This is a genomic window from Capilliphycus salinus ALCB114379, assembly GCF_047276495.1.
Taxonomy (GTDB): Bacteria; Cyanobacteriota; Cyanobacteriia; order Cyanobacteriales; family Microcoleaceae; genus Capilliphycus; species Capilliphycus salinus.
The window spans coordinates 1,536,422-1,561,490 of record NZ_CP178543.1; the positions used below are offsets into that span (position 1 = coordinate 1,536,422).

General features: G+C 44.0%; 21 protein-coding genes. 11 read left to right on the plus strand and 10 right to left on the minus strand.

Features of this window, described 5'->3' with window-relative positions:
* Positions 1 to 12 precede the first annotated feature (12 nt).
* Positions 13 to 186 carry a hypothetical protein gene (locus tag ACL6C3_RS06365; RefSeq protein ID WP_413166299.1) on the plus strand — a complete coding sequence of 58 codons (174 nt, stop codon included), beginning with the start codon at positions 13 to 15 and terminating at the stop codon, positions 184 to 186.
* Between the two features lie 147 nt (positions 187 to 333).
* Here ACL6C3_RS06365 and ACL6C3_RS06370 read toward each other — a convergent pair whose 3' ends face one another.
* Both ACL6C3_RS06370 and ACL6C3_RS06375 read right to left on the minus strand, forming a co-directional pair.
* Complete coding sequence (locus ACL6C3_RS06370) at positions 334 to 1,386, minus strand: Fe(3+) ABC transporter substrate-binding protein (protein WP_413166301.1); 1,053 nt, start codon at positions 1,384 to 1,386, stop codon at positions 334 to 336.
* A 222-nt stretch (positions 1,387 to 1,608) separates the two neighbouring features.
* Positions 1,609 to 2,112: a pentapeptide repeat-containing protein gene (locus tag ACL6C3_RS06375; protein ID WP_413166302.1), complete on the minus strand. Its 504-nt coding sequence runs from the start codon at positions 2,110 to 2,112 to the stop codon at positions 1,609 to 1,611.
* Between the two features lie 86 nt (positions 2,113 to 2,198).
* On the opposite strand from ACL6C3_RS06375, the gene ACL6C3_RS06380 reads away from it, so the two are divergent.
* A complete protein-coding gene (locus ACL6C3_RS06380) occupies positions 2,199 to 2,714 on the plus strand; it encodes a YraN family protein (protein ID WP_413166304.1) in 516 nt (171 codons plus the stop codon).
* 25 nt (positions 2,715 to 2,739) lie between these two features.
* On the opposite strand, the gene ACL6C3_RS06385 is transcribed toward ACL6C3_RS06380, so the two are convergent.
* Positions 2,740 to 3,129, minus strand: coding sequence for a hypothetical protein (locus tag ACL6C3_RS06385; RefSeq protein ID WP_413166306.1), 390 nt, complete (start codon positions 3,127 to 3,129; stop codon positions 2,740 to 2,742).
* A gap of 234 nt (positions 3,130 to 3,363) precedes the next feature.
* Between ACL6C3_RS06385 and queA the strand changes: the two genes are divergently transcribed.
* On the plus strand, positions 3,364 to 4,506 hold the full coding sequence (gene queA, locus ACL6C3_RS06390) for a tRNA preQ1(34) S-adenosylmethionine ribosyltransferase-isomerase QueA (protein WP_413166308.1): 1,143 nt from the start codon (positions 3,364 to 3,366) through the stop codon (positions 4,504 to 4,506).
* 238 nt (positions 4,507 to 4,744) lie between these two features.
* Here queA and rpmF read toward each other — a convergent pair whose 3' ends face one another.
* Positions 4,745 to 4,924 carry a 50S ribosomal protein L32 gene (gene rpmF, locus ACL6C3_RS06395; protein ID WP_413166310.1) on the minus strand — a complete coding sequence of 60 codons (180 nt, stop codon included), beginning with the start codon at positions 4,922 to 4,924 and terminating at the stop codon, positions 4,745 to 4,747.
* A gap of 226 nt (positions 4,925 to 5,150) precedes the next feature.
* Here rpmF and ACL6C3_RS06400 point away from each other — a divergent pair, with 226 nt between their 5' ends.
* Positions 5,151 to 6,293 carry an amidohydrolase family protein gene (locus ACL6C3_RS06400; RefSeq protein WP_413166312.1) on the plus strand — a complete coding sequence of 381 codons (1,143 nt, stop codon included), beginning with the start codon at positions 5,151 to 5,153 and terminating at the stop codon, positions 6,291 to 6,293.
* Here ACL6C3_RS06400 and ACL6C3_RS06405 read toward each other — a convergent pair.
* Positions 6,290 to 7,072, minus strand: coding sequence for a hypothetical protein (locus tag ACL6C3_RS06405; RefSeq protein WP_413166313.1), 783 nt, complete (start codon positions 7,070 to 7,072; stop codon positions 6,290 to 6,292). The two genes, ACL6C3_RS06400 and ACL6C3_RS06405, sit on opposite strands and share 4 nt — an antisense overlap.
* Before the next feature lie 155 nt (positions 7,073 to 7,227).
* The gene (psbA, locus tag ACL6C3_RS06410; RefSeq protein ID WP_413164888.1) at positions 7,228 to 8,292 is read right to left on the minus strand and encodes a photosystem II q(b) protein; all 1,065 of its coding nucleotides are present in this window, start codon (positions 8,290 to 8,292) and stop codon (positions 7,228 to 7,230) included.
* A 302-nt stretch (positions 8,293 to 8,594) separates the two neighbouring features.
* Here psbA and ACL6C3_RS06415 point away from each other — a divergent pair, with 302 nt between their 5' ends.
* From ACL6C3_RS06415 to ACL6C3_RS06425, 3 genes are all read left to right on the plus strand, one after another.
* Positions 8,595 to 12,311 (plus strand): CAAX protease, encoded by a 3,717-nt coding sequence (locus tag ACL6C3_RS06415; RefSeq protein ID WP_413166315.1) that lies wholly within the window; start codon positions 8,595 to 8,597, stop codon positions 12,309 to 12,311.
* Positions 12,312 to 13,091: 780 nt separating this feature from the next.
* Positions 13,092 to 13,922: a fatty acid desaturase gene (locus tag ACL6C3_RS06420; protein WP_413166317.1), complete on the plus strand. Its 831-nt coding sequence runs from the start codon at positions 13,092 to 13,094 to the stop codon at positions 13,920 to 13,922.
* Positions 13,923 to 14,288: 366 nt separating this feature from the next.
* Entirely contained in the window at positions 14,289 to 15,479 is a 1,191-nt protein-coding gene (locus ACL6C3_RS06425) for a GNAT family N-acetyltransferase (protein ID WP_413166319.1), read from the plus strand.
* 435 nt (positions 15,480 to 15,914) lie between these two features.
* Here ACL6C3_RS06425 and ACL6C3_RS06430 read toward each other — a convergent pair whose 3' ends face one another.
* The gene (locus tag ACL6C3_RS06430) at positions 15,915 to 16,478 is read right to left on the minus strand and encodes an ExbD/TolR family protein (RefSeq protein ID WP_413166321.1); all 564 of its coding nucleotides are present in this window, start codon (positions 16,476 to 16,478) and stop codon (positions 15,915 to 15,917) included.
* 58 nt (positions 16,479 to 16,536) lie between these two features.
* On the minus strand, positions 16,537 to 17,406 hold the full coding sequence (locus ACL6C3_RS06435; RefSeq protein ID WP_413166323.1) for a MotA/TolQ/ExbB proton channel family protein: 870 nt from the start codon (positions 17,404 to 17,406) through the stop codon (positions 16,537 to 16,539).
* 242 nt (positions 17,407 to 17,648) lie between these two features.
* Here ACL6C3_RS06435 and ACL6C3_RS06440 point away from each other — a divergent pair, with 242 nt between their 5' ends.
* From ACL6C3_RS06440 to ACL6C3_RS06455, 4 genes are all read left to right on the plus strand, one after another.
* Positions 17,649 to 19,502 (plus strand): PQQ-dependent sugar dehydrogenase, encoded by a 1,854-nt coding sequence (locus ACL6C3_RS06440; protein WP_413166325.1) that lies wholly within the window; start codon positions 17,649 to 17,651, stop codon positions 19,500 to 19,502.
* Between the two features lie 178 nt (positions 19,503 to 19,680).
* A complete protein-coding gene (locus ACL6C3_RS06445; protein WP_413166326.1) occupies positions 19,681 to 21,177 on the plus strand; it encodes an FAD-dependent oxidoreductase in 1,497 nt (498 codons plus the stop codon).
* Positions 21,178 to 21,730: 553 nt separating this feature from the next.
* On the plus strand, positions 21,731 to 22,405 hold the full coding sequence (locus ACL6C3_RS06450) for an actin-binding WH2 domain-containing protein (protein WP_413166328.1): 675 nt from the start codon (positions 21,731 to 21,733) through the stop codon (positions 22,403 to 22,405).
* A 2-nt stretch (positions 22,406 to 22,407) separates the two neighbouring features.
* Positions 22,408 to 23,136: a hypothetical protein gene (locus ACL6C3_RS06455; protein ID WP_413166330.1), complete on the plus strand. Its 729-nt coding sequence runs from the start codon at positions 22,408 to 22,410 to the stop codon at positions 23,134 to 23,136.
* A 70-nt stretch (positions 23,137 to 23,206) separates the two neighbouring features.
* Here the strand turns inward: ACL6C3_RS06455 and ACL6C3_RS06460 are convergent, their stop codons facing one another.
* Together ACL6C3_RS06460 and ACL6C3_RS06465 are read right to left on the minus strand one after the other, a co-directional pair.
* Positions 23,207 to 23,956 (minus strand): PEP-CTERM sorting domain-containing protein, encoded by a 750-nt coding sequence (locus tag ACL6C3_RS06460; RefSeq protein WP_413166332.1) that lies wholly within the window; start codon positions 23,954 to 23,956, stop codon positions 23,207 to 23,209.
* 506 nt (positions 23,957 to 24,462) lie between these two features.
* Positions 24,463 to 25,008 carry a hypothetical protein gene (locus tag ACL6C3_RS06465; RefSeq protein WP_413166334.1) on the minus strand — a complete coding sequence of 182 codons (546 nt, stop codon included), beginning with the start codon at positions 25,006 to 25,008 and terminating at the stop codon, positions 24,463 to 24,465.
* Between the last annotated feature and the right edge of the window lie 61 nt (positions 25,009 to 25,069).

A 25,069-nucleotide genomic window follows, 5' to 3' on the forward strand; every position in this document is an offset into this window, starting at 1 on the left:
TCAGGTGCAAATATGGATACAGGTTTAATGTCCGGTTTATTACTGGTATTGGTTAACGGTGCAATCTGCCTAAGCTTACCGGCGATTTTAGCGGCGAGTCAGAGAAAACCTCAGCAAGTCAAAGATCTTAACGCTCTATCCACATCATTAAAATCATCGGAATTGATCTCTCAAGAAGCAAATTAGTAGGCTTTCTTGACTGCAAGCACCACCGCAATACAACCAACTGTTAACTGATGAATCAAGCCACAATTGAGGAGAGGGATAACCTAAGAATAGTTGAGATTTTAGGTTATCCCTCTTGTTTTCAATCAAAAACGCTTGAGAATCCGATTATTTCCAACCCGAGCGATCCATCAATCGAATTGCTTCAGCATTTTTCTGACCATAAGCAGCAACATTCATCGAGTCACTTTTGAACGTTCCATACTGACTTAAAACACCCGAAACAGGGACTTGTGAAACCACCGGATATTCATGGTTTTTAAGCGCAAATATTTTTTGAGCCTCAGGACTGACCAAATACTCTAAAAACTTCACCGCTCCGGCTTTATTGGGTGCTGATTTGATCACTCCCGCACCACTAATATTAATATGAGTTCCCCGCTCTCGTTGATTCGGGAAAAACATCCCGACTTTTTCAGCAACAGCCTTATCTTCCGGCTTACCCGAACTGGCTAACCGAGCCAAATAATAACTATTGGCAATTCCGACATCGCCCACACCCGCAGCAACCGCTTGAATTTGAGCGGTATCATTTCCTTCCGGGGGACGAGCAAAGTTCGCCACTAAACCCTTAGCCCAATTTTCCGTCTGGGCGGCACCGTGAACCTCGAGCAACGATGCGACGAGAGATTGATTGTAAATATTATTAGAAGAACGAATTAGCACTTTCCCTTTCCATTTGGGATCGGCTAAATTTTCATAGGTCGAGAGTTGAGCCGGATTCACTCTAGCTTTATTGTACATAATCACTCTCGCCCGTCTAGACAGACCAAACCAGTGATTTCCCGGATCGCGCAAGTTGGACGGAATGGCATTATTTAACACCGAAGAAGAAACCGGCTGAAAAATCCCTTCCTGTTGCGCTCTCCAGAGATTTCCCGCATCAACGGTAATCAGCACATCCGCCGGACTATTGGCGCCTTCGCTCTTGATCCGTTCAATTAACTGGGTGGCGTCTCCTTCGACCAGATTCACCTTAATGCCAGTTTTTTGCGTGAAGCCGTTATACAGTTCATCATCAGTGTCATAATGACGGGATGAATACAGGTTAATCGTTCCCGACTGGGCCAAACTGCGGTTGCTTCTGGTCAGTTCTCCCAACGTGACAGCAGCGATCGCAGTTCCACCTGCTAAAAATACTCGACGTGTAATTTTACTCATTGCGGCTTTATCCTTGACAAAACGAATTTGCAGAGATTTAACACTCTAGACCCTGCACATAGACTTAAGGTGTTAATGCAACTAATTCTTAAGTTGAAGATTCGACCTATGATTCTATCACAAGAATTCGTTTTGATTAAGAACTTTTTTCATCAGTTTTAGAGAAACCCGGCTTCTGGGTGAAACCGGGTTGGGGAGGAGTATTTGAGGCGATCGAGGGATTTAATCGCAGTAAAGAGTATCGCGAGTCTGACGCCCCGTCACCGGGTTAGTTCCTTCGGCTACAGCACAGAGTTTATCTTGCATATCTCGACGCAATAAAACATCGGTGAAATCAGCGCCGGAAATAATTGCATCCGAAAAATCAGTATTATAAGCAAAAGCGCCTTCTAAGATGGCATTGGTTAGGTTTGCTCTGTTAAAACGGGCTGTATCTAAAGTGGCATATCTGAGATCGGCCCCTTCAAAATTCGTCCGTTGCAGCTTCGCCCCAAACAAACTCACCCCCCGCAAGTCACTATGACTAAAATTGCTATCGCGCAGGTTTGCAAAATCAAACTCGGAGTCCGTAAGAACCTGTCCCGAGAAATCAGCCTCGATCAGGGTTCGCTTCTCGTAATTTTCCGCCCAAGCACTTTCGGGACTAATTGCGGTTAAAATTAACCAAAGTCCAACCAGAAAAGCTAGACTAATTGCCTGCAATCGCGAGAAAATATTATTATTCATGTTCCAACTCTTTGGAGATCTGAACTTTGATCAGTATTTATCTTAATCGAGCCTGTGAACAAGTTTAATCTTCATTTTAATCACCCGTGAGCGTTCCCTTTTCAAGCCGTGATTCTTCCGTTAACCCGTCTCAAAATATTGGGACTTGGGGAGAACAACTCGTCCAAACTTGGTTAAACCAACAAGGTTGGGAAATCATCGCCCATCAGTATCGCTGTCGGTGGGGAGAAATCGATCTGATCGCGCGAGAAGCCGGGGGACAAGTCAAATCAAAATCCGACTCAACGGTGGTTTTTGTCGAGGTCAAAACCCGCAGTAAACGCAATTGGGATGAGGATGGACTATTAGCGATTACCCCGAGCAAACAAGCCAAACTGATTAAATCAGCCCAAACCTTTTTAAGCGATCGCCCCGAATTGGCTGACTTCCCGTGTCGGTTTGATGTCGCCCTCGTTCGATGCGATCGCCTCAAAGAGTATAATTTTAGTTCACTGCCCTCGTTTCCCCTTTTCACTCTCGGTCAACCTGTAGAATTTCAAGGCTACCGACTCACCCTCCAAAACTATATTCAATCAGCATTTGAGGATGATAGTTCTTTCTAAGCTTCGGGGAAAGGAGGCAATCGCTCTAAGCCAGAGCTTCGGGACAATAACCCAAACCTTGCACAAACTGAGTTCGGAAGGCTTCAATATCTTCTCGACTGGGTTGACCGTGAGACACCACAGCAACTTGATAGCGACGCATCACACTCAAGGGAGACTGTCCGGTTTCCAAACCCCAGAGCGCCATCTTGATGCGAATATTGGGTTCATAAGGAATGCCCAATTCACTCATAAACGCTCTGAAATCTCCGTGCTGTTTAGCCGTGAGAGACTGACTCATCTTAATTTTGACAATCCATCCGTCAATTTGGTGGATCACAGTCACGAGTCTAACCGGGAGTTGAGTATGAGTCCGCAAATGATCAACAACTCTCAGAGTTAGGCTGGTATTGGCAATGTAGTAAAGGTATTCCATCAATCTTCTCCCGCATAGTCCTCCCGCCATTGAGTCACTCGCCTATTTCAAGGCTTGCGATCTTGAGCAAACAGGGCGGGTTCTGTGCTTCTGTCGGTATTACCGCTTTATACTTATATCGTCGCGAGATTAACTTACTCTTGCCAGGGGAAAAGCACCCGATTTGAGATGGGGGATTCTACCCAAAGTTATTTCCGATGAGGTAACAAATTTTTCTCAAGACATCCCAAAACTATGGATACAGACAGACTCGACTGGACAACAGAAGGTTACGACTATGAACTCCCGGAGGAACGAATCGCCCAAAACCCCGTTACACCTCGGGATCAATCTCGCTTATTGATCGTTGACTCACTCACTTCTCACCATCACCGTATTTTTCGGGATCTCCCTCATTGGCTCAAATCCGGTGACTTACTGGTATTCAATAATACTCAAGTAATTCCCGCCCGTCTCTACGGTAGCAAATCCAGCGGGGCTTCTGTTGAGATCCTGTTACTCGAAGAACGACAGCCCAATTGTTGGTTAGCCTTAGTTAAACCCGGAAAACGCTTTAAAATCGGCGTCAGGGTTGAATTTGAACCGATCAACTCGACTGCGGGAGATTTAGAACCTTTAAGTGCGACGGTTGTAGACACAGACGAAGCCACAGGCGGACGTTTGTTAAAGTTTGATGTACCTGCCGGACAATCTCTGATCGAACAATTGGAACACTTCGGTCACATTCCGTTTCCTCCCTACGTTACCGAATCAGAAGCCTTACCTCAACAGTATCAAACAATTTATGCTAAACGTCCAGGGGCGGTAGCCGCACCAACTGCCGGTTTACACTTTACTGAGGAACTTTTTCAACAGTTAGAGCATCGGGGCATAAATAAAGCCTTTGTTACCTTACACGTTGGCGTCGGAACGTTTCGCCCGGTCGAGGTTACAGATATTACCACCCATCAAATGCACGCCGAATGGATCGAAGTTTCCCCCGAAACCGTAGAACAAATTCAGAAAACTAAAGCTAAAGGCGGGCGAGTCATTGCAGTCGGAACAACTGTCGTGCGAACCTTAGAAGGCGTCGCGATGGCTGAGGGGAAACTGACACCCTACTGCGGAAAAACAAACGCTTTTATTTATCCCGGTTATCAATTTCAGGCGATCGACGGGTTAATTACCAATTTTCACCTTCCCCGTTCTAGTTTAATGATGTTAGTCGCCGCTTTGATCGGCCGTCAACGACTGTTAGATTTATATCAAGATGCGATCGCCCAAAGTGCCGAAGGTTTTAACCATCCCTACCGTTTCTATTCCTTTGGCGATGCCATGTTGATCCTACCCGGATCGGTTATTTCAGTCACCAGTCACCAGTCACCAGTCACCAGTTAAAAGGCAGTGATCAGAGTTCAGTGAAGGGGTGCAAGGCTTGCGCCCCGAATTGCTGTAAACGGGTCACTGATAACTGTTCACTGGTCACTGATAACTGGTCACTGGTCACTGATAACTGGTCACTGATAACTGGTCACTGTTCCCCGTTCCGGTGTTCCCTGTTCCCTGCGCGTTGCGCTATAACTGAAAAGAGGTTGACAAACCCTGCCAACCCCTGCGCCAAGCTGTATAATAAGCTTTATTCTTCGTCGTCCTCTTCTTCTTCGTCACTGGGATAGACAAAGCTACCAGAACGACCGGTCAGAACAGATTTACCCAGAGAAAGGGCTTTTTCCGCTTCTAGTCTCGCCTTGCGCTTCCAATGCGCTTTTCGCATATCACGCTTCGACTTAGAGGTTTTCTTCTTTGGAACCGCCATGAGAGTTACTCAAATGATCATTACAAGACAAACTGTAATTATACCTTATTTGTAAACGACTTGCTCAAAATTCGTCTATTGATAAAAATCCCCGAGTGAGATCGGATTGAATCTAAAACTTTAAATAAATACTGATTAACTGACATTTGTATTAAAAATGAGTATCTTAGTGTAGAGGTATTTTTTAGAATACCTTCCCTGTCAACTTGGTTTTCTGAGCTAATTTATGATCGACCTTTGGGATATTCCTGCAATTGACCATCACGCCCACAATTTATTAACAGTAGAAGCCTCTCAAGAATTCCCCTATATTGCGGCTTTTACCGAAGGAAATGACCCCGATATTCTCAACGATCACGCCCGTCACAGTTTATTTTATCGGCGCAGTATTCGCGATATCGCTCAACTCTTAGACTGCGAACCCACCGAAACGGCTATTTTAAATTCCCGTCAAAATTTGGGTTTAGAAAAACTCACCCAACACTGTATAAAAGCCGCCAATTTAGAATCCTTATTCCTCGATGATGGATTTTTAAGCAACCAAACTTTACCCCAAAGTTGGCATCAACAATTTATTCCCACTCAAAAAATACTAAGATTAGAAGAATTAGCCGAAAATTTACTCGGTGAAACCTCCAAATTTGACACCTTTTTAGACCTGTTTTTAAAAGCCATCGATCCGCCTCCACCCGAAGTCATTGCTTTTAAAAGTATCGCCGCCTATCGTACAGGTTTAGATATTCAAATCACCCCGAAAGATTTTGCTCGCTCCCGGTTTATTTTACTCAAAAAAGCGGCGCAGAATGAATCATCTATTCGGTTGGTTGATAAACCCTTAATTGATTTTTTAATTACCGAAGCCTTAGAAGTCGCCGCCAAACATAAACTTCCCGTTCAATTTCATACCGGTTTTGGCGATCCGGACTTGGATTTATTTGTTGGAAATCCCGTGCTTTTGCGTCCTTTACTCGAAGAAAAACGTTGGCGGGATGCTCCCATTGTTTTGCTTCATGCGTCTTATCCTTACATCCGAGAAGCGGGATATCTCGCCTCAGTTTATCCCCAAGTTTACCTCGATTTTGGTTTGGCGGTTCCCTTTTTAAGCGTCATGGGAATGCGTTCAACTTTGCGACAATTACTCGAACTTTCTCCAACGACAAAGTTAATGTATTCTTCCGATGCTCATCATATTCCTGAACTCTATTATTTGGGTGCAAAATGGGGGCGAAAAATCTTAAAACAAGTTCTCGAACAAAGCATTCAAGACGGAGATTTAACCGTTAATGAAGCCGAAGATATCGCCCGAGGACTGTTATCGGAAAATGCGAGAAGATTGTATTTAAACTTTCAAGCTCAAAAGTTAGATTAAGTTGGATTATCATTAGAAACCGGATAAAGTTGTTCGAGTTTTTCCGGGGTTGCATCTTTGAACGGAATAACTTGTGTTGTTGCTAAAGGTAAGGTATAATCTTGATACTGCACAAAACTTAAATCCTCCAAACTCAGGGCAAGATTAACAGGCGAACGCATTTTGATAAGTTCCTGGAGTTTCTGCTGAACTTCCCGTAATTTTTCCGTTGAAACAGTGGAATTTAAAACCCCAACTCGCAGGTAACAATCATTATCAACAGCCTGGGGATTTCCGTGATATTTATGAAGTAAATTAAAATTCTCAGCGGAACGGCGTAAGTTATCAATATCCATAATAATTTTTTCCCCTTTCATCGGCCACCCCATCAACACTGCAATCTCATTTTGAAAGCAAAAAGAGCGATCGTAGGGATGTTTACTGCGACTGGTAAACCCATAGTCTACTTGAGGATGATAAGCGCCAAACTGAATATTCATCGGAAATTTATCGCAATTTTGCACGGAGTTAATAAAACCATCCAAATCAATCATTCTCGATTCTTCTCGGCTTTCTAAAAACCATTTACTCAAAATTCCCCGTTCAGTTTTTACCCCTTCACAACCCAAAAGCGTGGCGTGAATAGACTCCAATTTATAGCATTCAAAAACACCGGGAAGTTCAGCAGAAAGATGTTGCTGCAACTGTTGAATTAAGAGCGTAAATTCAAGAGATTTCTTTCCATAAAAAGCAACCAAACTCACATTCGGAAAATTCGGAATCAAGCCTTGAGAAATCATATCGTAGAATGCCAAGCGTGGTAACGTAACCCATCAAAAACACAATAAAAATGAATTCTAGAAACCAAGTTTTTAAAAAATATATTACTCCCATCAATATTACCAACAAAAAACGCCCCCCCGAAGGAGAGCGTTTTTTTAGGTTAAGCTTTTAATTAGCCGTTGATAACCGGAGCGGACTCAACAGAAGCCAAGTCTAAGGGGAAGTTGTGAGCGTTGCGCTCGTGCATTACTTCCATACCCAGGTTAGCGCGGTTGATGACGTCAGCCCAAGTGTTGATGACGCGACCGCTAGAATCGATTACGGATTGGTTGAAGTTGAATCCGTTCAGGTTGAATGCCATGGTGGATACACCTAAAGCAGTAAACCAGATTCCAACTACGGGCCATGCACCTAAGAAGAAGTGCAGTGCGCGAGAGTTGTTGAAGCTAGCGTATTGGAAGATCAAACGACCGAAGTAGCCGTGTGCTGCAACGATGTTGTAGGTTTCTTCTTCTTGACCGAACTTGTAACCGTAGTTTTGAGATTCGGTTTCGGTAGTTTCACGTACCAAGGAGGAAGTTACCAAAGAACCGTGCATTGCACTGAACAGTGCGCCACCGAATACACCTGCTACACCCAACATATGGAAGGGGTGCATCAAGATGTTGTGTTCAGCTTGGAATACCAACATGAAGTTGAAGGTTCCGCTGATTCCCAGGGGCATACCATCAGAGAAGCTTCCTTGTCCGATCGGGTAGATCAAGAATACTGCGGTTGCTGCTGCAACGGGTGCAGAGTATGCAACACAGATCCAAGGACGCATTCCTAAACGGTAGGATAATTCCCACTCACGACCCATGTAGCAGAATACACCGATCAGGAAGTGGAAGATTACCAACTGGTAAGGGCCACCGTTGTACAACCACTCATCTAAGGAAGCAGCTTCCCAGATGGGGTAGAAGTGCAGACCGATTGCGTTAGAAGAAGGTACAACAGCACCAGAGATGATGTTGTTTCCGTACATTAATGAACCCGCTACGGGTTCACGGATACCGTCGATGTCTACGGGGGGGGCTGCTACGAAGGCGATGATGTAGCAGATAGTTGCTGTTAACAGGGTCGGGATCATCAGTACACCGAACCAACCGATGTAAATCCGGTTGTTGGTGGATGTTACCCAGTTACAGAACTGATCCCACAGGTTGGCGCTTTCGCGTTGCTGTAAGGTAGTCGTCATGGTATGTATGATTGCTATGTATTTTTCAAGGTTCGGCGGCAGGCTTTTGTGCTTGCCGTTAATACTATAGTAATGGATTTTTGAGATTTGTAAAGGTGTTTAACGAAAGTTTTGTTTATGTAAAGTATAAGCTGAACTAATAAAACATCCGGAAAAGGGCGAGACTCTTGCCGTACAGAGGATCGAGAACTATCGATCATCACAAATGATCCGTTACAGCCAATCCAAGATATCCTGATGGCGGAACCCAAATCCTAAAACAGCAACTTAACGTTACTTTTATTTACAAACGTCACCGTGCAATGAGTGAAACCGCACTATCCCTATTTTGGCAACTGGTCGGATGGGTATTTGCCCTCAATGCTGAAGCTTTCCGAGTCGTCAGCACACTTCCCCAAGGCTTAACCGTCGCCCTGTTTATCGTTTTATTCGCCGGACTCTCCCAAGCGATCGCCCAAAGCATTATCCTATTTATCAACAAAGTTAAGCCCCTGCGGTTCGTTTTCAGCCTGCTGATCAACGCCCTACTATTTGTCGCGGGTTTTTTATTCCTGGTATTCAGCACTTGGTTAATCACCCTCTTACCCGCAACCGTCAACGTTAGCCTGATCACCCTGATCACCGTTTTCGGAATTAGCTACGCACCCCTAGTCTTCAGCTTCTTAGGTGCTTTACCCTATCTGGGTCTTCCCCTACTATCATTACTCTCCGTTTGGCATTTGTTAGCCCTTGTGGTTGGCTTTGATGCTGTTACTGAAATTGGACTCAATGGCGCCTTTACTTACGTTGTACTCGGATGGGTCATTTTACAGATATTACAGCAAACCGTCGGACGACCGATCGCCAACTTTAGTCGTTGGTTAAGCGATCGTGTAGCCGGAGTTGATTTATTAACTCGTCGTGAAGATATTATAGATCTGGTTCAAACTCGCGCCCAACAGTCTTCATCGGTTTGGCAGGAACAACTCAAAGAGCGAATTACAGAAATTCGACACCCCAACAATTTATCACAAACCACCTCACAAACCACCCCAACACAAAACAGACCAAACCGGGCTAAAATTCCCACAGCAACAGCAACCCGTTCCGAACCGTTAAAAAGAACAGAAAACCCCAAAACCACAATTAACAAAACCCTAAAAACCATACTCGGGCTATTAGGAATTGCCGTATTAACCTATATTATTATCGTCTTTTTGCAGCCGGTACGCGAATGGTGGTTTGGGTGGTATAGCAGCCTACCCAGCTTGTTTAGATTGATCTTTAACCTCTTTTGGATCGGTGTAGTTGCCATTATCGTAGCGGGATTACTTGCCCCTTTAGAAACCCTCGGTTGGTGGGCAGGTTGGTATGATGATGAAGTCAATACGATTGATAATGCGGGAAAACTTGCCGAACCTGTTGCCGATTTTAAAAACATTTCTCGCTACATTGTCTATTTAGATGGTATTGGGAAATCCAGCTTTGAATACTTACCCGATATCGAAGAATTTTTAAACACTTTAGCCCCGGCTTTACCCGATGATATGGCTATAATTCGGGGAATAATGCCCTATTCTGTGTTAAATAATCCCCTCGATCAAGACCGACCTTTAGCTTTTTTGTGGAAACTCGTTGAAAAATCCCGACTCGCCAATCCCGCCAGTTTGTTAGGATTATTAATTAACATCCGCAACGTTTTAATTGTCGGCGTTTCGGCGGATAAACGTTACGGCCCCCTCTACAATCAAGGCATTGCTCAAGTCGTTTATAATGGCTTAGTTAATAACGGCTATCCCCTCGATAGTAGCATTCCCATTACTTTAATTGGTTATAGCGGCGGCGGTCAAATGTCTTGCGCCTGTGCGCCTTTTTTAAAACGGGCGATCAGCGCACCCATCGATGTGATTTCCTTAGGCGGCGTTATTAGCGGAAACTGTAATATTCTCAAACTCGAACATCTTTATCACCTGGTCGGAGACGAAGATGGAGTCGAACAAATCGGGCCGATTATGTTTCCCGGACGCTGGAAAATCTTTCCTTTATCTTACTGGAACCGAGCCAAAAGACGGGGTAAAATCTCTATTTTTTCAATGGGTCCGGTCGGACATCAAGTTCCGGGCGGTATTCTCGATCCTAACTTAATTTTATCAGATGGTTCGAGCGCTCTCCAACAAACAATCGACTACATTAAAAAGATTTTACAAGGCAATTTACTGCCACAAATCGATTTAACAGCCGTTCAAGCCAGCAATTACGAACTCTACCGCCAAGCCGACTTTAACCGCCCGGAATATTATCCGATCAATCAAACCGTTAACCCCAATCTTTACAAACCCATTGGGACTTGGATGGGAAGATTAATCTTACCCAAATTAGAAGAACGTTCGCAAATTGGAGGGGTTTTATTTGAAGTTCATCACGCCGATGCTGAGTTTCAACATCTGGTCGGACAGGTGGTAAAATTGCGCTGGGCCGATCATCCCCAAGTCCAAAAACTGCTTAAAGCGGTTACTCAGGACGTTCATTTTAGCGCCGATGCCGAATATACCAGCAAATATGGCGGGTTGGTTCACCCGGTACGCCTAAACCACTGGCAATCTGTCGATCCGCTGGAATCTTTAGCCGGTTCTCATCCGGTTGATGATATGATTGTTATGCTCGATGGTGCCGTTCAAGTCGAAGAAGAACCCACAGCGACCTCCAACTATCCCGTCACGCTGCGAATTTATCAGACTCCGATCCAAATTACCGGGCGCTACTACGGTTTGATTCAATTTATTGAACCGATTGCTTATACTGACGAATTTCGAGTCATTCATTTTAACCCGAATTCCCGACAGTTTGACGGCCCAGAAGAACGGGTGCGTTTACCCGAAGTTATTTTAGCGCCCGCCTACAAAAGTTATCCTTCTACAACAAATAAAATAGAACAATCCCCTTTAAACGAAACCGGTTGGTACATCTACGGCGCCAAAGATGCCAACGGGCGGTTTGTAGTCCAGTCTCTCGCGCCCCGATCTCTGTTGCGTCTGCAACCGGATCGGGTAATATTTGGTAAGGCTGGCGATCGCTATATTCTCAAAGAGGCTTGGGATAATATTGTCGCGCAAAAAGGGCGCATTTCTTCGGTATTATGTTTAAATCGCGAAGATCGGTCTTCATCGGCGATTCAAAATGCGATCGCAGATTGGCAGGAAGGCGATCGGGCTTTGTTGCTTCACAGTTATGGCGGAATAGGCGGGAAAAACAAGGAACCAGCCGCCTCAAGCCCCATTTTCTTCGGACATTTTGCCTACGGGGTGGCGGAAGTTGTTCGCGATCCGTTAACTTCCGAATTGCGCTTTGAAATCAATTATCATCAAGTTTACACCCACAATACCGACGGATTAATTGCCGGAACGCTACACTGGTCGAGGTATGTTGGCGATCGCCAGTTTGGTTGGTTGGGAACCCGTCCAATTGGCGATATTTTAGTCAAACTGGATGCCTTTACCGGAGATTATAATTTTGATGGGGTACGGCGATCGCCACTGACGGAGATGTTATCGCAGTTGCAAGTAATGACCGCCCGCTATCGCATCGGAGACGGCACCGGAGGCACCTATGTCGGGCCTGCGAATAATTGTTCTCAAGACTCCAACCGGGCGTTATTTGCCAGCATTGAAAACATCAAAGCCGGTATAGAATCAAATCAAGATTGGTTAAAAAATTGGGCAAGTCGTCATCCTAAACAAGCCGAAGATTTTCAACAGTTGATCGAGTTGGGTATCGATCTCAAGCGAGAACTCCAACCGTTTGGTCAACCCCGTTCAGACTGGGAAAATCAGGAATATAATCTCGGTACCACTCTAGAAGATGAACCCCTGAGAAATTTGGCGATGGGACTCGGCAGTTGGCGAACTTTGCTTCCCCGCAAAGCCAGCGATACCGTTGTTAAAATTTTCCTCAGGTACAACGCTTGCGTGTGGGTGTTGCGAACCAATCAAATTGGCGGATATAACCCCAATATTGAACCCATTGCCCCGATAACGTTCTAACACTCACCAGTCACCAGTGTTGTATAGCGCTACGCCGACACGGTTAGGACATTAGTAAAAGCGAAAAGTTGAGGCAGTGCGGTGAGTCCAGTGCGGTCTTGCGGTCGGAACCCGCGCCACCTGCGGGCGCTAGGGAACGCCGACCAAGAGAGGGGTCACGCCTGGGTTGAGCAACTGGCGAACCCGGAGGGTCTTGGGGTCACGCCTGCGTGAAGCAACTGCGGTGGCGGTAAGTGCAGCGCGTTGCCGAGGTTCCCAGAGTTGTAGCGACTGCCGCACCCAAAGGGTGTCGGTTTCCGGAGTCCGTGTCGCCTGGGGTCTCCCCAGGCGTTTATACCGGACGTTCCCGCCAAACTTTTTAAGAAGCTGAAAGCCTACTGTAGTCTACTTCTGACTTCTGACTTCTGACAGAAGCGACTTGCGCGTAGCGCTATAAGAGCAGGTTCGACTTCAGAACTGGAGTTTAGACCAAAGTTTGAATAAAAATTCAATACACAAAACAGTTGGAATAGTTGATTTTACAATCAATAAAATCAATAGTCGCGCACCCCAGTTCCCATTCCCTATCTGTCAAGCTTTGAGTAGGCCATTTTTGACTGATTATACCTTCTAACAAAGATACCCTTAGGGGTTCTATTTGTTGTAAACTTGCTCAGGGAAAGCAGATAGTGTAATTGGGACTAGAGAAGCTGCCTGGGAAGTAGTTAGCTGCTCTGGTTCTGATGATAGATCATGCTTTTTCCGATCAACTCAAAACTTGTCCAACTACCTACCTTAAATATGCTTGTTAGAAAGAAAATTGATTGCTATCCTATCGCCACCATTTTGCTAGTTTTAGGGATTGATTTAGTCATTTTTCTGTTTAGCCCTTCTGTGTTGCTCCCGATCATTTGGATGCTCTTAAGCCTTAACATTAAGGGATGGATTTGTAGTTGGAACCATAATCACCAACACTACAAGTTCTTTAGTGTTAACTGGGCTAATCGTCTAATTGAACTCATCATGGGGTTGCACACGGGAATTGTTGGAGAAGCTTGGGTTTTACATCATACCCTTGGGCATCATCTTAACTATTTAGATCAATCTAGAGATGAATCTGCTTGGAAAACCCCCCAAGGTAGACTAATGTCACGTCTAGAATATACTTTTAAGGTTGGCTTTTTGGCTTATCCTACAGCATTAAAGGTAGGGGAAAAGCATCATCAATCTTGCAACAAGCTGATTCAAAATATGCTGCTAACCGCATTAATTTTAAGCTTACTTTCCTCAATCAATTGGATTAATACGTTGATTATATTTATTATTCCGATGGTCATCTTGTTATTTATGGTTGTTTATGTAACTTATGATCATCATGCTGGATTAGATCAGCAAGACCCATATAAAGCTACCTACAACATTACCGATCGCTGGTATAACTTTTTTACTTGTAATTTGGGCTACCACACTGCTCATCATCTTCAATGTGGCCGACACTGGAGTGAACTACCTCAGTTACATGAAGAAATCAAAGATAAAATCCCACCTCATTTATATCGAGAAGCAGGCTTTCCATTTAGCTTAATGACAAAAGTTGAGCAGAAATTAACACAGATTCTAACTGGAGCTTAGACTAAAGCTAACTCAGATTAAACACTTGCATCACCTCCTAGTTATACTATACATAAAATCTAAAAATCGTCTACGGCTTTTTAGCTCGCACGGGGAATAAATTCCCGCAGCGCACTAAACCCCCATAGTTAAAAACTAGGGACGCTGTGCGCGGTTTTGCTAGATCAGATTGTACTCACCGATGGGGATATGCTGCAAGTTCCAGAATTGCTTCCCGGTTGGGAATTACCCATTCAGGAGATTTGGGCGCCGGAGTTTGATTAAAAACAGCCATCGCGCTTTTGCTCTCAATGCACAACCAAGCTAGATTACATTACCCTATAGATTAAATCGATTAAGATGCGTCCCCACAGATTTTTTAAAAACATGGTGAAACAGCTTACCTCGCCCTATTCTGCGACTTGGACTAGCAACTTGGCCGACATTCCCAAATCTGAATGGGATGCTTTGGCAATGCCCTTAAAAACGCCCTTTTTTGAATGGGACTGGCTGCACAATATGGAATCTTCTGGAAGTGCAACCGGACGTGCGGGTTGGCTTCCCCATCATCTCACGGTTTGGCGCGATGGTCAACTGGTCGGAGCGGCGCCGTTGTATATTAAAGGTCACAGTCGGGGTGAATTTGTTTTCGATCATCAATGGGCGGATTTGGCCTATCAGCTTGGGGTAGAATATTATCCTAAAATGTTAGGAATGTCGCCGTTTACTCCGGCTGAAGGCTATCGATTTTTGATTGCACCGACGGAAGATGAAGAAGAATTGACGGCGTTTATGGTGCATGAAATTGACCGCTTTTGTATGAACAATAATATCTCGGGTTGCAATTTTCTTTATGTCGATCCGCAGTGGAAAGCGTTAATGGAACGGCACGGATTTATGGCTTGGTTGCATCACAGTTATATTTGGACGAATCAAGGCTTTAATTCTTTTGATGACTATTTGCAGGTTTTTAATGCCAATCAGCGCCGCAATATTAAACGGGAACGCAAGGCGATCGCCAAAGCCGGATTGCAAATGAAAACGTTAACGGGGGATGAAATTCCCAAGTCTTTCTTTAGTTTAATGTATCATTTTTATGCCGATACTTGCGATAAGTTTGGCTGGTGGGGAAGTAAATATTTAACCCGAAAGTTTTTTGAACAACTCCATCACGACTATCGCCATCGGGTGGTATTTGTGGCGGCTTATAGCGAACAGGACGAACGGGAACCGGTGGGAATGTCGTTTTGTTTAACGAAAGGCGATCGTTTGTACGGTCGCTATTGGGGAAGTTATCAAGAAATTGATTGTTTGCATTTTAATGCTTGTTATTATTCTCCGATAGAATGGGCGATTAATAATGGCATTCAAAGCTTCGATCCGGGTGCGGGCGGACGGCACAAAAAACGTCGGGGTTTTCCGGCGATGGATAATCACAGTTTACACCGATTTTATGATAACCGTCTGAGTAAGATTTTACAGTCTTATATCGGCAAAATTAACGCAATGGAACAGCAAGAAATTGATTACGTGAACGAAGATTTACCGTTCCGTCAGCAGGAGGAAAACAGTCAATAATTCCGGGGTTTACCGGCTTGTAGGGGCGGGTTCTAAATTCATCTATGTTTCTAATCAACAACTTCTATAAACCCGCCCTTAAAGGTTGATCTAGGTTATATGATATCCGGTTGATTAATGTTTGTTATGGTGGCGGGGCGGGTTTAATTCAATCTCAGAGTAGTCGTCAAGATATGGGCTGAACCCGCCCTTACTGAAAAAGATTCTCAAAACCCGGCGATCGCGAAAGTGACCGGGTTTTTAATCAACAGATCTATCATACCGGTTTGTAGGGGCGGGTTCTAAATTCATCTATGTTTGTAATAAACAACCTCTATAAACCCGGCCTTACTGAAAAAGATTCTCAAAACCCGGCGATCGCGAAAGTTACCGGGTTTTTAATCAACAGATCTATCATACCAAACCTGCGCTCAAGCGCAACAACAAACCGCCCGGTTACTGTTGACCCTCAGAAGGTGGAGGAGACAATAAAAACGGGTTGGGAGGGGGTGCATCCGAACCTTCCGGTAAAGCGGGAAGGAGGGGGTTTTCTCCTTCGGGTGAGAGGGGAGGAAGCAAATTTTCCGGGTTGGCTTCGTCGGTGGGAACTTCAGCGGAACTGGGTAAAGTAGCGAGGGCGACCCGTTCACCGCCAACCGCCCGTAACTTATCTAAAACTTGAACAACATCATTATATCGAGCATCCTTTGGGGCATATAATACCATTAATCCGCTCGGATTCCAACGTTTAAATCGCGTTAATGCCCGCTGTAATTGTTGATCGTTAACAACCTGCTGATCGATGTAAGTTCTTCCTTGAGGATCAATTCCAACAATCAGCATTTTTTGCATCTGAGTTTCCCCGGTGGTCGCCTTGGGTAAATCAACATTAATGGCTTGCTGACGGGTTAACTGAAGGGCTGCCAAAATAAAAAAGGTCAGAATACAAAAGACCACATCAATCAAGGGAAGTAGTTCGATCCGACCTTCATCGGGAGAAGATTCAAAGTTAAATTTCATAGGTCGCGAGTGGTTTGATTTGTAGAGAAGTGAAATAAAAATCAATCAAAAAAACGGCTTAGTTGCGGTTGTCGTCTCGTCTGTCATCCTCCTCAATATAGTCGGAAGGGTCGGAAGATTGAATTTCAGTGTCTCTCTGAATTTCAGTTTCTTTGTGATTCCAGGACTGTTCTTGTATCTCCTCAGATTTGTCTAAATCTATCGTAGAAACATGGTGGTTATTGTTAAAAGAACCGTCATCGATTTCGGCTTCATATTCCATTTGGGCTTCTTGATCTCGAATCACTTGTAACTGAGATTGTACCTGAGGCCAATCTTGGCGGTAAAGCAATTCTAACTCATTGCCGACTTTGCGAAACACCTTAATCTGACTAAAAGAAAGTGCCTGAAATAAACGATAAAACGTTAAACTAACAATCGCCACAATCAAACCGGTTGCGGTACTAATTAACGCTTCCCCAATTCCCAACGTTACATCAGAAGCCGAAGACGTTCCGATATCACCCAAGCGAATAGAACCGAGAGAATTAATCAAACCCAAAACGGTACCCAACAAGCCTAACATGGGAGCGAGGGCAATGACCGCCTCTAAAATTTTATCGCCCCGTCGCATGGTGGCTAGTTCATCATCGGCGGCCGATTCTAACGCCAGTCGAAACAATTCCGGGTCGGGATTATTAAACCGTAGCGGTGCATACAGAAATCGACCGACGGGTCTGTTAACCGCCTGACGGGTGGCTTGATAAGCAACGCCCCACTGTCCCCGACGGGCGGCGTCCACGACTCGGTTAACAATTTGCTGTTCGCGAGTCAGAGTAGTTGCCCAAAACCACAACCGTTCAATAATGGTACTAACGGACAAAATTGATAATACAGCCAACGGCCACATCGCGGGGCCACCTTTGGCAAAGATTTCTTGAATATCCATAGATTAACACTCCTCTACAACAGGCTTAACCCCAAGTTTGAACTTCGTAACCGCAAACCAGATCGGACCAAAGCACTCTCAATTTTAATCGCTTGCCCGGGATTGACAAGTCTAAATCGGCGATGTGGAAATTTTCCAACAGTTCTAGAAAGGCTACCATGAGATGAATCCGGCAAAATTAGAAATCTTACGCTAAACTTTAACAGCATATCAGTTCATTATTTATAACTACACTTACTATCTTGACTGGTATAAATCCCGATGGGTTCTATGATCTAACCCCCAACCCGGATATTTTTCAGATCGGGGCAAATTTGCTGACGAACCTGGCGTTGGGGTTGCGGGGTTTACAAGGCGATGACCGAATTATCGGATCGGAAGTTGGAGAAATCATTAATGGCAATCAAAATAACGATACAGTAGTTGGTAATCAAGGCAATGATACCTTATTTGGCGGAAAGGATTCTGATGTCTTAAGTGGAGAGGACGGAGAAGATCAACTCTTTGGAAATTTGGGAGACGATCAACTCTTGGGGAACTCGGGGAACGATACCCTGTGGGGCGGAAAACAAAACGATATCTTGACGGGAGACGAAGGAAACGACTGGTTAAGCGGTGATTTCGGTCAGGATACTTTAAGCGGGGGCGAGGGAGAGGATATTTTTGTTTTGGGTCAAGATTTGAGTCTGACTAATACTACCACTTCTGATTTTATCGAAGATTTTGAGATCGGTTTGGATCGAATTGCACTAACAGATAGTTTAACGGTTGAGAATTTGAGGTTAGAGACGGTTATGATCGGAGAAATTGTCGCGACATTAATTGCAGTTGAAACGACGGGGGAAGTATTAGCAACGGTTTCGGGTGTTTCGCCCTCCCAATTGAATAACGAACAGTTTATTGTATTAGCAGATAACAATTCTATCACGACCGAAACCCTCAATCCCGCACCGATTGAAATTATCCCCGAAGAATTACCCCAACCCTACGCCACCGAAAGCGCCAGCAATTCCCCCCAGGTGGTTCCCATTCCCGAAAATCCCGTTTTAAAGGTTCCGGCCGGCTTCACGGTTAACGTGTTTGCGGAAAATTTGAACGACCCCCGCTGGTTGGCGCTAACCCCGGATGGGGATGTGTTGGTTACGGAAACGCCAGATAACCGCATTCGTCTGCTGCGGGATGAAGATGGCGACGGCGATGCGGATGTTTCTAAAACGTTCGCCGGACCCGAAAACGGGTTAAATTTACCTTTTGGGATGACATTTAGCGAGGATGCTTTTTTTGTGGGAAATACCGGGGAAGTGTTGAAGTTTCCCTATAGCGGTCAAGACCAACTGCAAGGCACCGGAGAAAAAATCGCCGATTTACCCGGTCAGGGCTACAACCAACACTGGACGCGGAATGTGGTGATTTCTCCCGACGGACAACAGCTTTATGTTTCGGTGGGTTCGGCGACGAATGTTAGCCCCGAACCTTTACCTCGGGCGTCGGTTCAAACGATGAATTTAGATGGTTCCAATCAACAAACTTTTGCTTGGGGTTTGCGAAACCCGGTTGGGTTAGATTTCCACCCAGTTACGGGTCAACTTTTTGCCACTGTTAATGAGCGGGATGGACTGGGCGATAATTTGGTTCCCGACTATTTAGCGGCGTTAGATTTTGGCGAATTTTACGGTTGGCCTTACGCTTATATTACCCCGAATAATATTGACCCCCGCCGCCAGGGAGAAAATCCTGATTTAGCCGCAAAAACCACAACGCCCGAGGTCTTATTTCAGTCTCATTCTGCGGCGTTGGGGTTGCAATTTTATGATGGGGAAACGTTCCCCGAAAAATATCAAAATGGTGCGTTTGTGGCGTTTCGCGGAAGTTGGAACCGTAACCCCGGAACGGGTTATAAGTTGGTGTTTGTTCCGTTTGATGAAAACGGACAACCGACGGGAGAATACGAAGATTTTCTCACCGGTTTTTTGATCGATCCTTCTGTTCCAAAAACCTGGGGGCGTCCGGTGAGTGTGTTGACAATGCCGGATGCTAGTTTGCTGTTTACCGAAGAAGCCAACGATCGCATTTATCGGGTTCAATATCAAAATTAGGAAGGCGGTAAAATTAAAGTTGGCGATCAGGTTTTGGGAATAGAAAAAGATTTCCGAAGCGGGCGGGGAGAATTTGTGTTATAAAAAGTTTGTAGTTGTTGCTCTAGCCCCATTGAATTTTTACGCTAAAGCGCGACTACGAACCCGGGGTTAAACGGAGGGTCGATTGGCAGTATTTATGTCTACAGAAACTCAAAACTTAAACCAAAAAGCCGTTATTGTTGGTGGGGGGCCTGCGGGTTTTGCGACGGCGTTAATGTTGGCAAAGCGGGGTTGGTCGGAAATTACCGTATTAGAAAAACGTCCCTCGGCTGATTTCTACGAACCGGATAAATCCTTTAACTATTTAATCGATGGTCGGGGTCAAAAATTTACGGATTTATTGGGTTTTACCGAAAAGTTATCAAAAATTGGTGTTCCGAACACCGAATTTTACTTAACAGAAATCAAAGCCGATGGAACTTGTAAAACCTCAAAACTACCCGTAGTGGACCCCAACCGAAAAACCGCTTATTGGTTGCCGCGACGAGCATTTTTGCGGTTGCTTTATCAAGAAATAGAGGAAAATTGGCAAGATTCTATCCGAGTTTTATTCAATACAAAGTGCGTCAAAATTGATCCGGCAGTTGAAGAAAACTTGGGGGAATCAAAACTCACCGTTCTTGCCGAAGAAATTAATACCGAAAACGCTGTCAAATTGGAAACCGATCTCTTGGTTGGCTGCGATGGAATTAACTCTGTGGTTCGGGAAACTTTAGATCGCTGGGATAACTCGGGAACCGATCAATTTAAAATGCAGTTATTTCCCTCTCAAAGTTCCGGTTTGAAATACAAAGTTTTGACCCTGCCGCCAAACTTTCCCCTCGATAATAATAAGTCCGAACGGGCAGTTTGTACAATGGCTTATGCGATTCGTTCGGCCTCTACGGATTCTCAGGGTGGCTTATCTCTGGGTATTTTACCTTTTGCCGACCCCGACGAACCCAGAACCGCAAATATTATCAGACAACCGGATAATCAAATTTGGAAAATACAAGACGGCGAACAGTTGTCTAAATTCCTAGAAACCGCTTTCCCCCAGTTGCCAATCCCTGAAATTGTATCGCCCGAAGAAAGCGAACGTTTTGCCAAAAGTGAAGGCGGATTTTTTCCCGTCCCTCAATATTTTTCTGGGTTGCACTGGTTAGTATCGGCTAAAAATTATTCAAGCGGCGCGGTATTATTGGGAGATGCCGTTCACTGTTTTCCCCCGGATATTGGACAGGGGGTTAATTCGGCATTGGAGGATGTTTGTATTCTCAATCAAGCCCTATCTCAAACTAACGATATCATCTCCGATGCTTTGCGGTTATATCAGTCTTGGCGTTCTCCCGATTTGAAACCTTTAATCCGTCTGGCTCAAACGGCTTTCCCCTGGCAATACAATCAAGATATCCTCCGGAAACGACTGTGGATGATTAACTTTTTGATCCGGTTATTGTTGAGCCGAGTCTTACCTTTTATTTTCAGTCCTCCCGCTTTTATTTTAATACAAAATCATCAACTCAGTTATCGCGAAATCTGGAATAAAGCGGAAAAAACCACCAAAATTCTTTATCTATTGCTTGGGTTGATATTGGTCGGGAGTTTATTGACTTTATCTTTCGGCTATATTATAACTTTGGCTAATAAATAACTGGGTTTACGTTCTAAAGTTTCTATCAATACCCCCAAATTTACAAAACTTAACCCAAGAATAATTCTCAATAAGCAACGTGCTTGCGTTGTTTCAGCCTTTATGGTATTCTAATCTGTGAAAATAATAGAGGATTGGTGTGACCAATAAGGGATTTTTCTCGGATCTAACGCCTCAAACCCCGATTATTCCGTTACTTTATTCCGTCGCACCCCCCAAATTAACACCCCCATCTCAACCGACGACGCACCAATTTTTACCCCTCTCTTTTGAGTACCCTTGACAAAAATCTAGAAATGTGCGTTATCAATTTTGAGATAGAATCAAGTTTAATAAAACATCGCAGTCTCATTTGAGAATTTCCAGAATATTTTGTCTGAAGTTTCGGGAATTCTCGATTCTGACGGTGTAGGGCTTTTTAGCCAATTTGGGTATTTCTCTATTCATTCTAACCTTTAGGGGTGCAAAAGGCTAGCACCCGAAATAAATATATTTCGCGGAATTGAAATCCGGTGTAAATTTACCCGTTTACAACATTAATCGAGGGGAACCAATGAACTCTTTTGCAACAGTAATGAATTTGCTGCGGGAAAGACAGCAATTCTTGGAAGATATTCGTCTGGGCGTTAAACTGAAGCCAAAACTTGTAAATTTATTCATCTCAAGCTCGGTTTTTTTTGGAATTTACGGTTTGATTATTGGTTCGTCGAGTAGCTTTTTACAGGCTGTGTTTTCGGGGATTAAACTTCCCGCCCTTTACTTGTTAACGCTAATCATCTGTTTTCCGACATTATATTTTTTCAACGTGATGTTTGGGTCAAAACAAAGCTTTGAGCAGTATTTAACCCTGTTACTGGCAGCGATGGCTGAAATTAGCGTTTTACTTTTGGGGTTTGCACCGGTGACGTTCTTTTTTATGTTGAGTACCCAAGACTATCAGTTTTTTAAAATTCTGAACGTGGGAATATTTGCCCTGACGGGATTTTTAGGGGTTAAATTCTTCTACGACGGGATGCAGTTTATGTGTGAAAAAGACGAAGAAGGTCAAAAACTGCGTTTAAGTATTTTGCGGTTTTGGTTAATTTTATATGCTTTTGTGGGTAGCCAACTCGGATGGACGTTAAGACCCTTTTTCGGGGCGCCCGGAGAACCTTTTCAACTGTTTCGAGAACAAGACAGTAATTTCTACCTGAACGTTATAGAATCCCTGAATCAACTTTTTCAGTAAGCATGAATTATGACTTGAGTCTTTTAAAATTTTCAGAAGAAGAACTCGATGAGTTAACGGGTTTATCTCGGGAGAGTTTGATCGGAAGTCTCTGTCAAAACCGGGGAGTTCGACAGGCAATTTTAGGGAAAATCTGGAGCGATCGCCAAAAACTCTTTTCTTTTATTTCTGGCGAATTGGTCGCCCTATTTCTCAGTTTGGTGATCGCTTTTCCCGTAATGTTGCTTATCCTAGATCGAAGAACAGTTGCAAGTTCCGATCTGCAAGTCACCATCCAGTTTTTACTCAAAGCCGTTGGCTTATCTGTGGCGATCACTTTGGGGGTTAACTTTGGCGTTTGGTTGCAGTTAAAACCCTTGCGAAATATGTTGTCTTTATTGGATGAAGCGGAGAAATACAACGATACCGTTAAAGCGGTTGAAATTTTAGATCGCTTAAGCAGAAGCGGAACCCTAGAAGACAAACTGGTGAACCGAGAAGAAGTCATTCAAGCGTTAACAATTACCCGAGATAGTTTAGTTAGCGCCTTTCAAACTGAACGAATCCTTCGCGAACATCAAGATTTTATTGATCGCCGCTACGAATTGTTCGCTCAGTTGGAAAACAACTTAACCGCTTTAATGACTTTGAACGTCACCAACCAAGCCAACGAATACGGAGAGTTACTCAATGAAGCCTTACAAATTGGGATGAGCGTTCATCGAGAACTCCAAAAATTCAAGCGAAACTAAATCTAGAGATTAAAAAAAACCCGGTTTCTGTTATCAACCGGGTTTTTGAGATTTAAGTAAGACTATTAAATTAGCTCTTGCGATTAATCATTTTCTTTCCGAAGACGACGCTACCCAAAGCCAACAAGCCAACCAAAGTACCGGGTTCGGGAACTTCTTGAGAATCAGGAGTATCGGTGAATTGTTTGGAAGCAACAAACAGAGAGGCGTGAGATAAACCTTTTCCATTACCGTTATTTTGGTTAACTGCAACCCCTAAAGTATCGAAGAAACCACCTGTAATCGCACTATCAAGATTCTCGAAATAATAAGCACTCCAAGAAGTAGAAGATTTCAAGCTAAGAATAAACGGGCCTTCAATTGCAGTGTTTAGACTCCAGTTTCCAGAGCTAGTTTCAGGCGCACTGATCCCAAATTCGCCGCCACCTCCGTCAGACTTTCCAGATAATTCCCAATCCCAAGAACCGATTTCGCTTCCAAACAAAGTACCATCTTTGAGCAGGGTTAATAAGGGATCTCCGTTACCGGTATCATTTCCTTCATAAGTACCCGCACATTTGGTAGCGCCATAACTATTACCGAGTGCGTCTGTAGCGGTAACAGTACCCGCTTCACAACTCAAACTTCCTAAAGCTTGCTCTACAATTTCATCGGTTGCCAGAACGTTATTATTATTAGATTGGTTTGAGTTGTTACCGTTACCATTACCGTTACCGTTACCATTACCATTACCATTACCGCCAGCTTGTGCGGGTGCGGCGATTGTTCCGAGAGCAACTATAGTGGCGAGTAATCCAGAACCTAATAATTTGTAAGACATAGTTTTTATCTCCGTTTAACTGTCAATTGTTGACTTGAACTCTTGAAAGTAGACTTGGTTTAACCCACAGGGGTTGAGAGCCTTTTTTCCTTGCTTGTTAACTATACTACTCGAGTTTTCTAGTAATTGTCTAGTTTTTTTTGATGTTTTCACCCTGTCTTTACACAGACTTTATAGGAGGTTTAAAAATTATCAAATTCTCAGTAAAATCAAACATACAGGCATTTTACATAAATTTTTTTTTATGATAAAAACCCCTAATTTAAAAACAAACATAAGATTAAATCTCTCCAAAACAGGTAATTTCACGGTTGGCTTAAAGTATAATTCTTTACAAGTGTACTTAAGTACAACCGTGCAAGCCGAAAGTAGAGATGAACAATAGCATCTGTCCATCCCCAAAATTTTCGGAGTCAATTTTGAAAAAATAAGTAGATTTGCTCTATCTTTCAAACAAGTTCAAGGGGTTTTTTGATAAACCGACCCCTAAGCCTGAGTCCGGGGGGCTAAAAGTCGGGACTGTGTTCCGTATCCCAACATTGTCCGTGCAACCAAATTCTTCCCGTTTTTTCGCAGTCGGCTTGATTTGTTAGCCAAGGAATGGATGTCGGCGCCACCGTAGCCGCAGGCGAACCCCATTTTAAAAGAAGGTAGATAGACATGATAATCGTAAAGGCGAAGCTTCCCAAGGTAATCGTCAGGACGAAAATATTTAAAGGAGTCCACAGGCGATGTTTCTGGCGTTCAAGTTGGTTGCGTTGAGTAGAACGACGTTCCCGACCGGCCAACAGAACCAAATACAACTTTAAACCGGGAATGGGAACGCTCAGACGCAGGTTTACCGGATGATTATGTTGCCAGGGTTGAACCGTTCGGGCCGTTACCAACGCTTGAGTAATTGCCATCACTTGTTCTTCGTTTAAATTAGAATTGATAAGCGCCTGGGTAATTACAGCCGCCTGTTCTGGAGTCAGAACGGTAGAAACTTCCTGAGATAATCTCAGAACTTTTCTTTTATATTGATATTCTTCTTGAGATGGCGAGGGTTCCATTTCGGTTACATTTGAAAGGCTACAAGATCTGTCTTACTCAAAAATTGGGTCATTCAAAAAA

Bases quoted from the DNA above. Each gene is read 5' to 3' on its own strand.
- ACL6C3_RS06365 (WP_413166299.1), top strand. From the start codon at position 13: ATGGATACAGGTTTAATGTCCGGTTTATTACTGGTATTGGTTAACGGT.
- ACL6C3_RS06370 (WP_413166301.1), bottom strand. From the start codon at position 1,386: ATGAGTAAAATTACACGTCGAGTATTTTTAGCAGGTGGAACTGCGATC.
- ACL6C3_RS06375 (WP_413166302.1), bottom strand. From the start codon at position 2,112: ATGAATAATAATATTTTCTCGCGATTGCAGGCAATTAGTCTAGCTTTT.
- ACL6C3_RS06385 (WP_413166306.1), bottom strand. From the start codon at position 3,129: ATGGAATACCTTTACTACATTGCCAATACCAGCCTAACTCTGAGAGTT.
- queA (WP_413166308.1), top strand. From the start codon at position 3,364: ATGGATACAGACAGACTCGACTGGACAACAGAAGGTTACGACTATGAA.
- rpmF (WP_413166310.1), bottom strand. From the start codon at position 4,924: ATGGCGGTTCCAAAGAAGAAAACCTCTAAGTCGAAGCGTGATATGCGA.
- ACL6C3_RS06400 (WP_413166312.1), top strand. From the start codon at position 5,151: ATGATCGACCTTTGGGATATTCCTGCAATTGACCATCACGCCCACAAT.
- ACL6C3_RS06405 (WP_413166313.1), bottom strand. From the start codon at position 7,072: ATGATTTCTCAAGGCTTGATTCCGAATTTTCCGAATGTGAGTTTGGTT.
- psbA (WP_413164888.1), bottom strand. From the start codon at position 8,292: ATGACGACTACCTTACAGCAACGCGAAAGCGCCAACCTGTGGGATCAG.
- ACL6C3_RS06415 (WP_413166315.1), top strand. From the start codon at position 8,595: ATGAGTGAAACCGCACTATCCCTATTTTGGCAACTGGTCGGATGGGTA.
- ACL6C3_RS06420 (WP_413166317.1), top strand. From the start codon at position 13,092: ATGCTTGTTAGAAAGAAAATTGATTGCTATCCTATCGCCACCATTTTG.
- ACL6C3_RS06425 (WP_413166319.1), top strand. From the start codon at position 14,289: ATGGTGAAACAGCTTACCTCGCCCTATTCTGCGACTTGGACTAGCAAC.
- ACL6C3_RS06430 (WP_413166321.1), bottom strand. From the start codon at position 16,478: ATGAAATTTAACTTTGAATCTTCTCCCGATGAAGGTCGGATCGAACTA.
- ACL6C3_RS06435 (WP_413166323.1), bottom strand. From the start codon at position 17,406: ATGGATATTCAAGAAATCTTTGCCAAAGGTGGCCCCGCGATGTGGCCG.
- ACL6C3_RS06445 (WP_413166326.1), top strand. From the start codon at position 19,681: ATGTCTACAGAAACTCAAAACTTAAACCAAAAAGCCGTTATTGTTGGT.
- ACL6C3_RS06450 (WP_413166328.1), top strand. From the start codon at position 21,731: ATGAACTCTTTTGCAACAGTAATGAATTTGCTGCGGGAAAGACAGCAA.
- ACL6C3_RS06455 (WP_413166330.1), top strand. From the start codon at position 22,408: ATGAATTATGACTTGAGTCTTTTAAAATTTTCAGAAGAAGAACTCGAT.
- ACL6C3_RS06460 (WP_413166332.1), bottom strand. From the start codon at position 23,956: ATGTCTTACAAATTATTAGGTTCTGGATTACTCGCCACTATAGTTGCT.
- ACL6C3_RS06465 (WP_413166334.1), bottom strand. From the start codon at position 25,008: ATGGAACCCTCGCCATCTCAAGAAGAATATCAATATAAAAGAAAAGTT.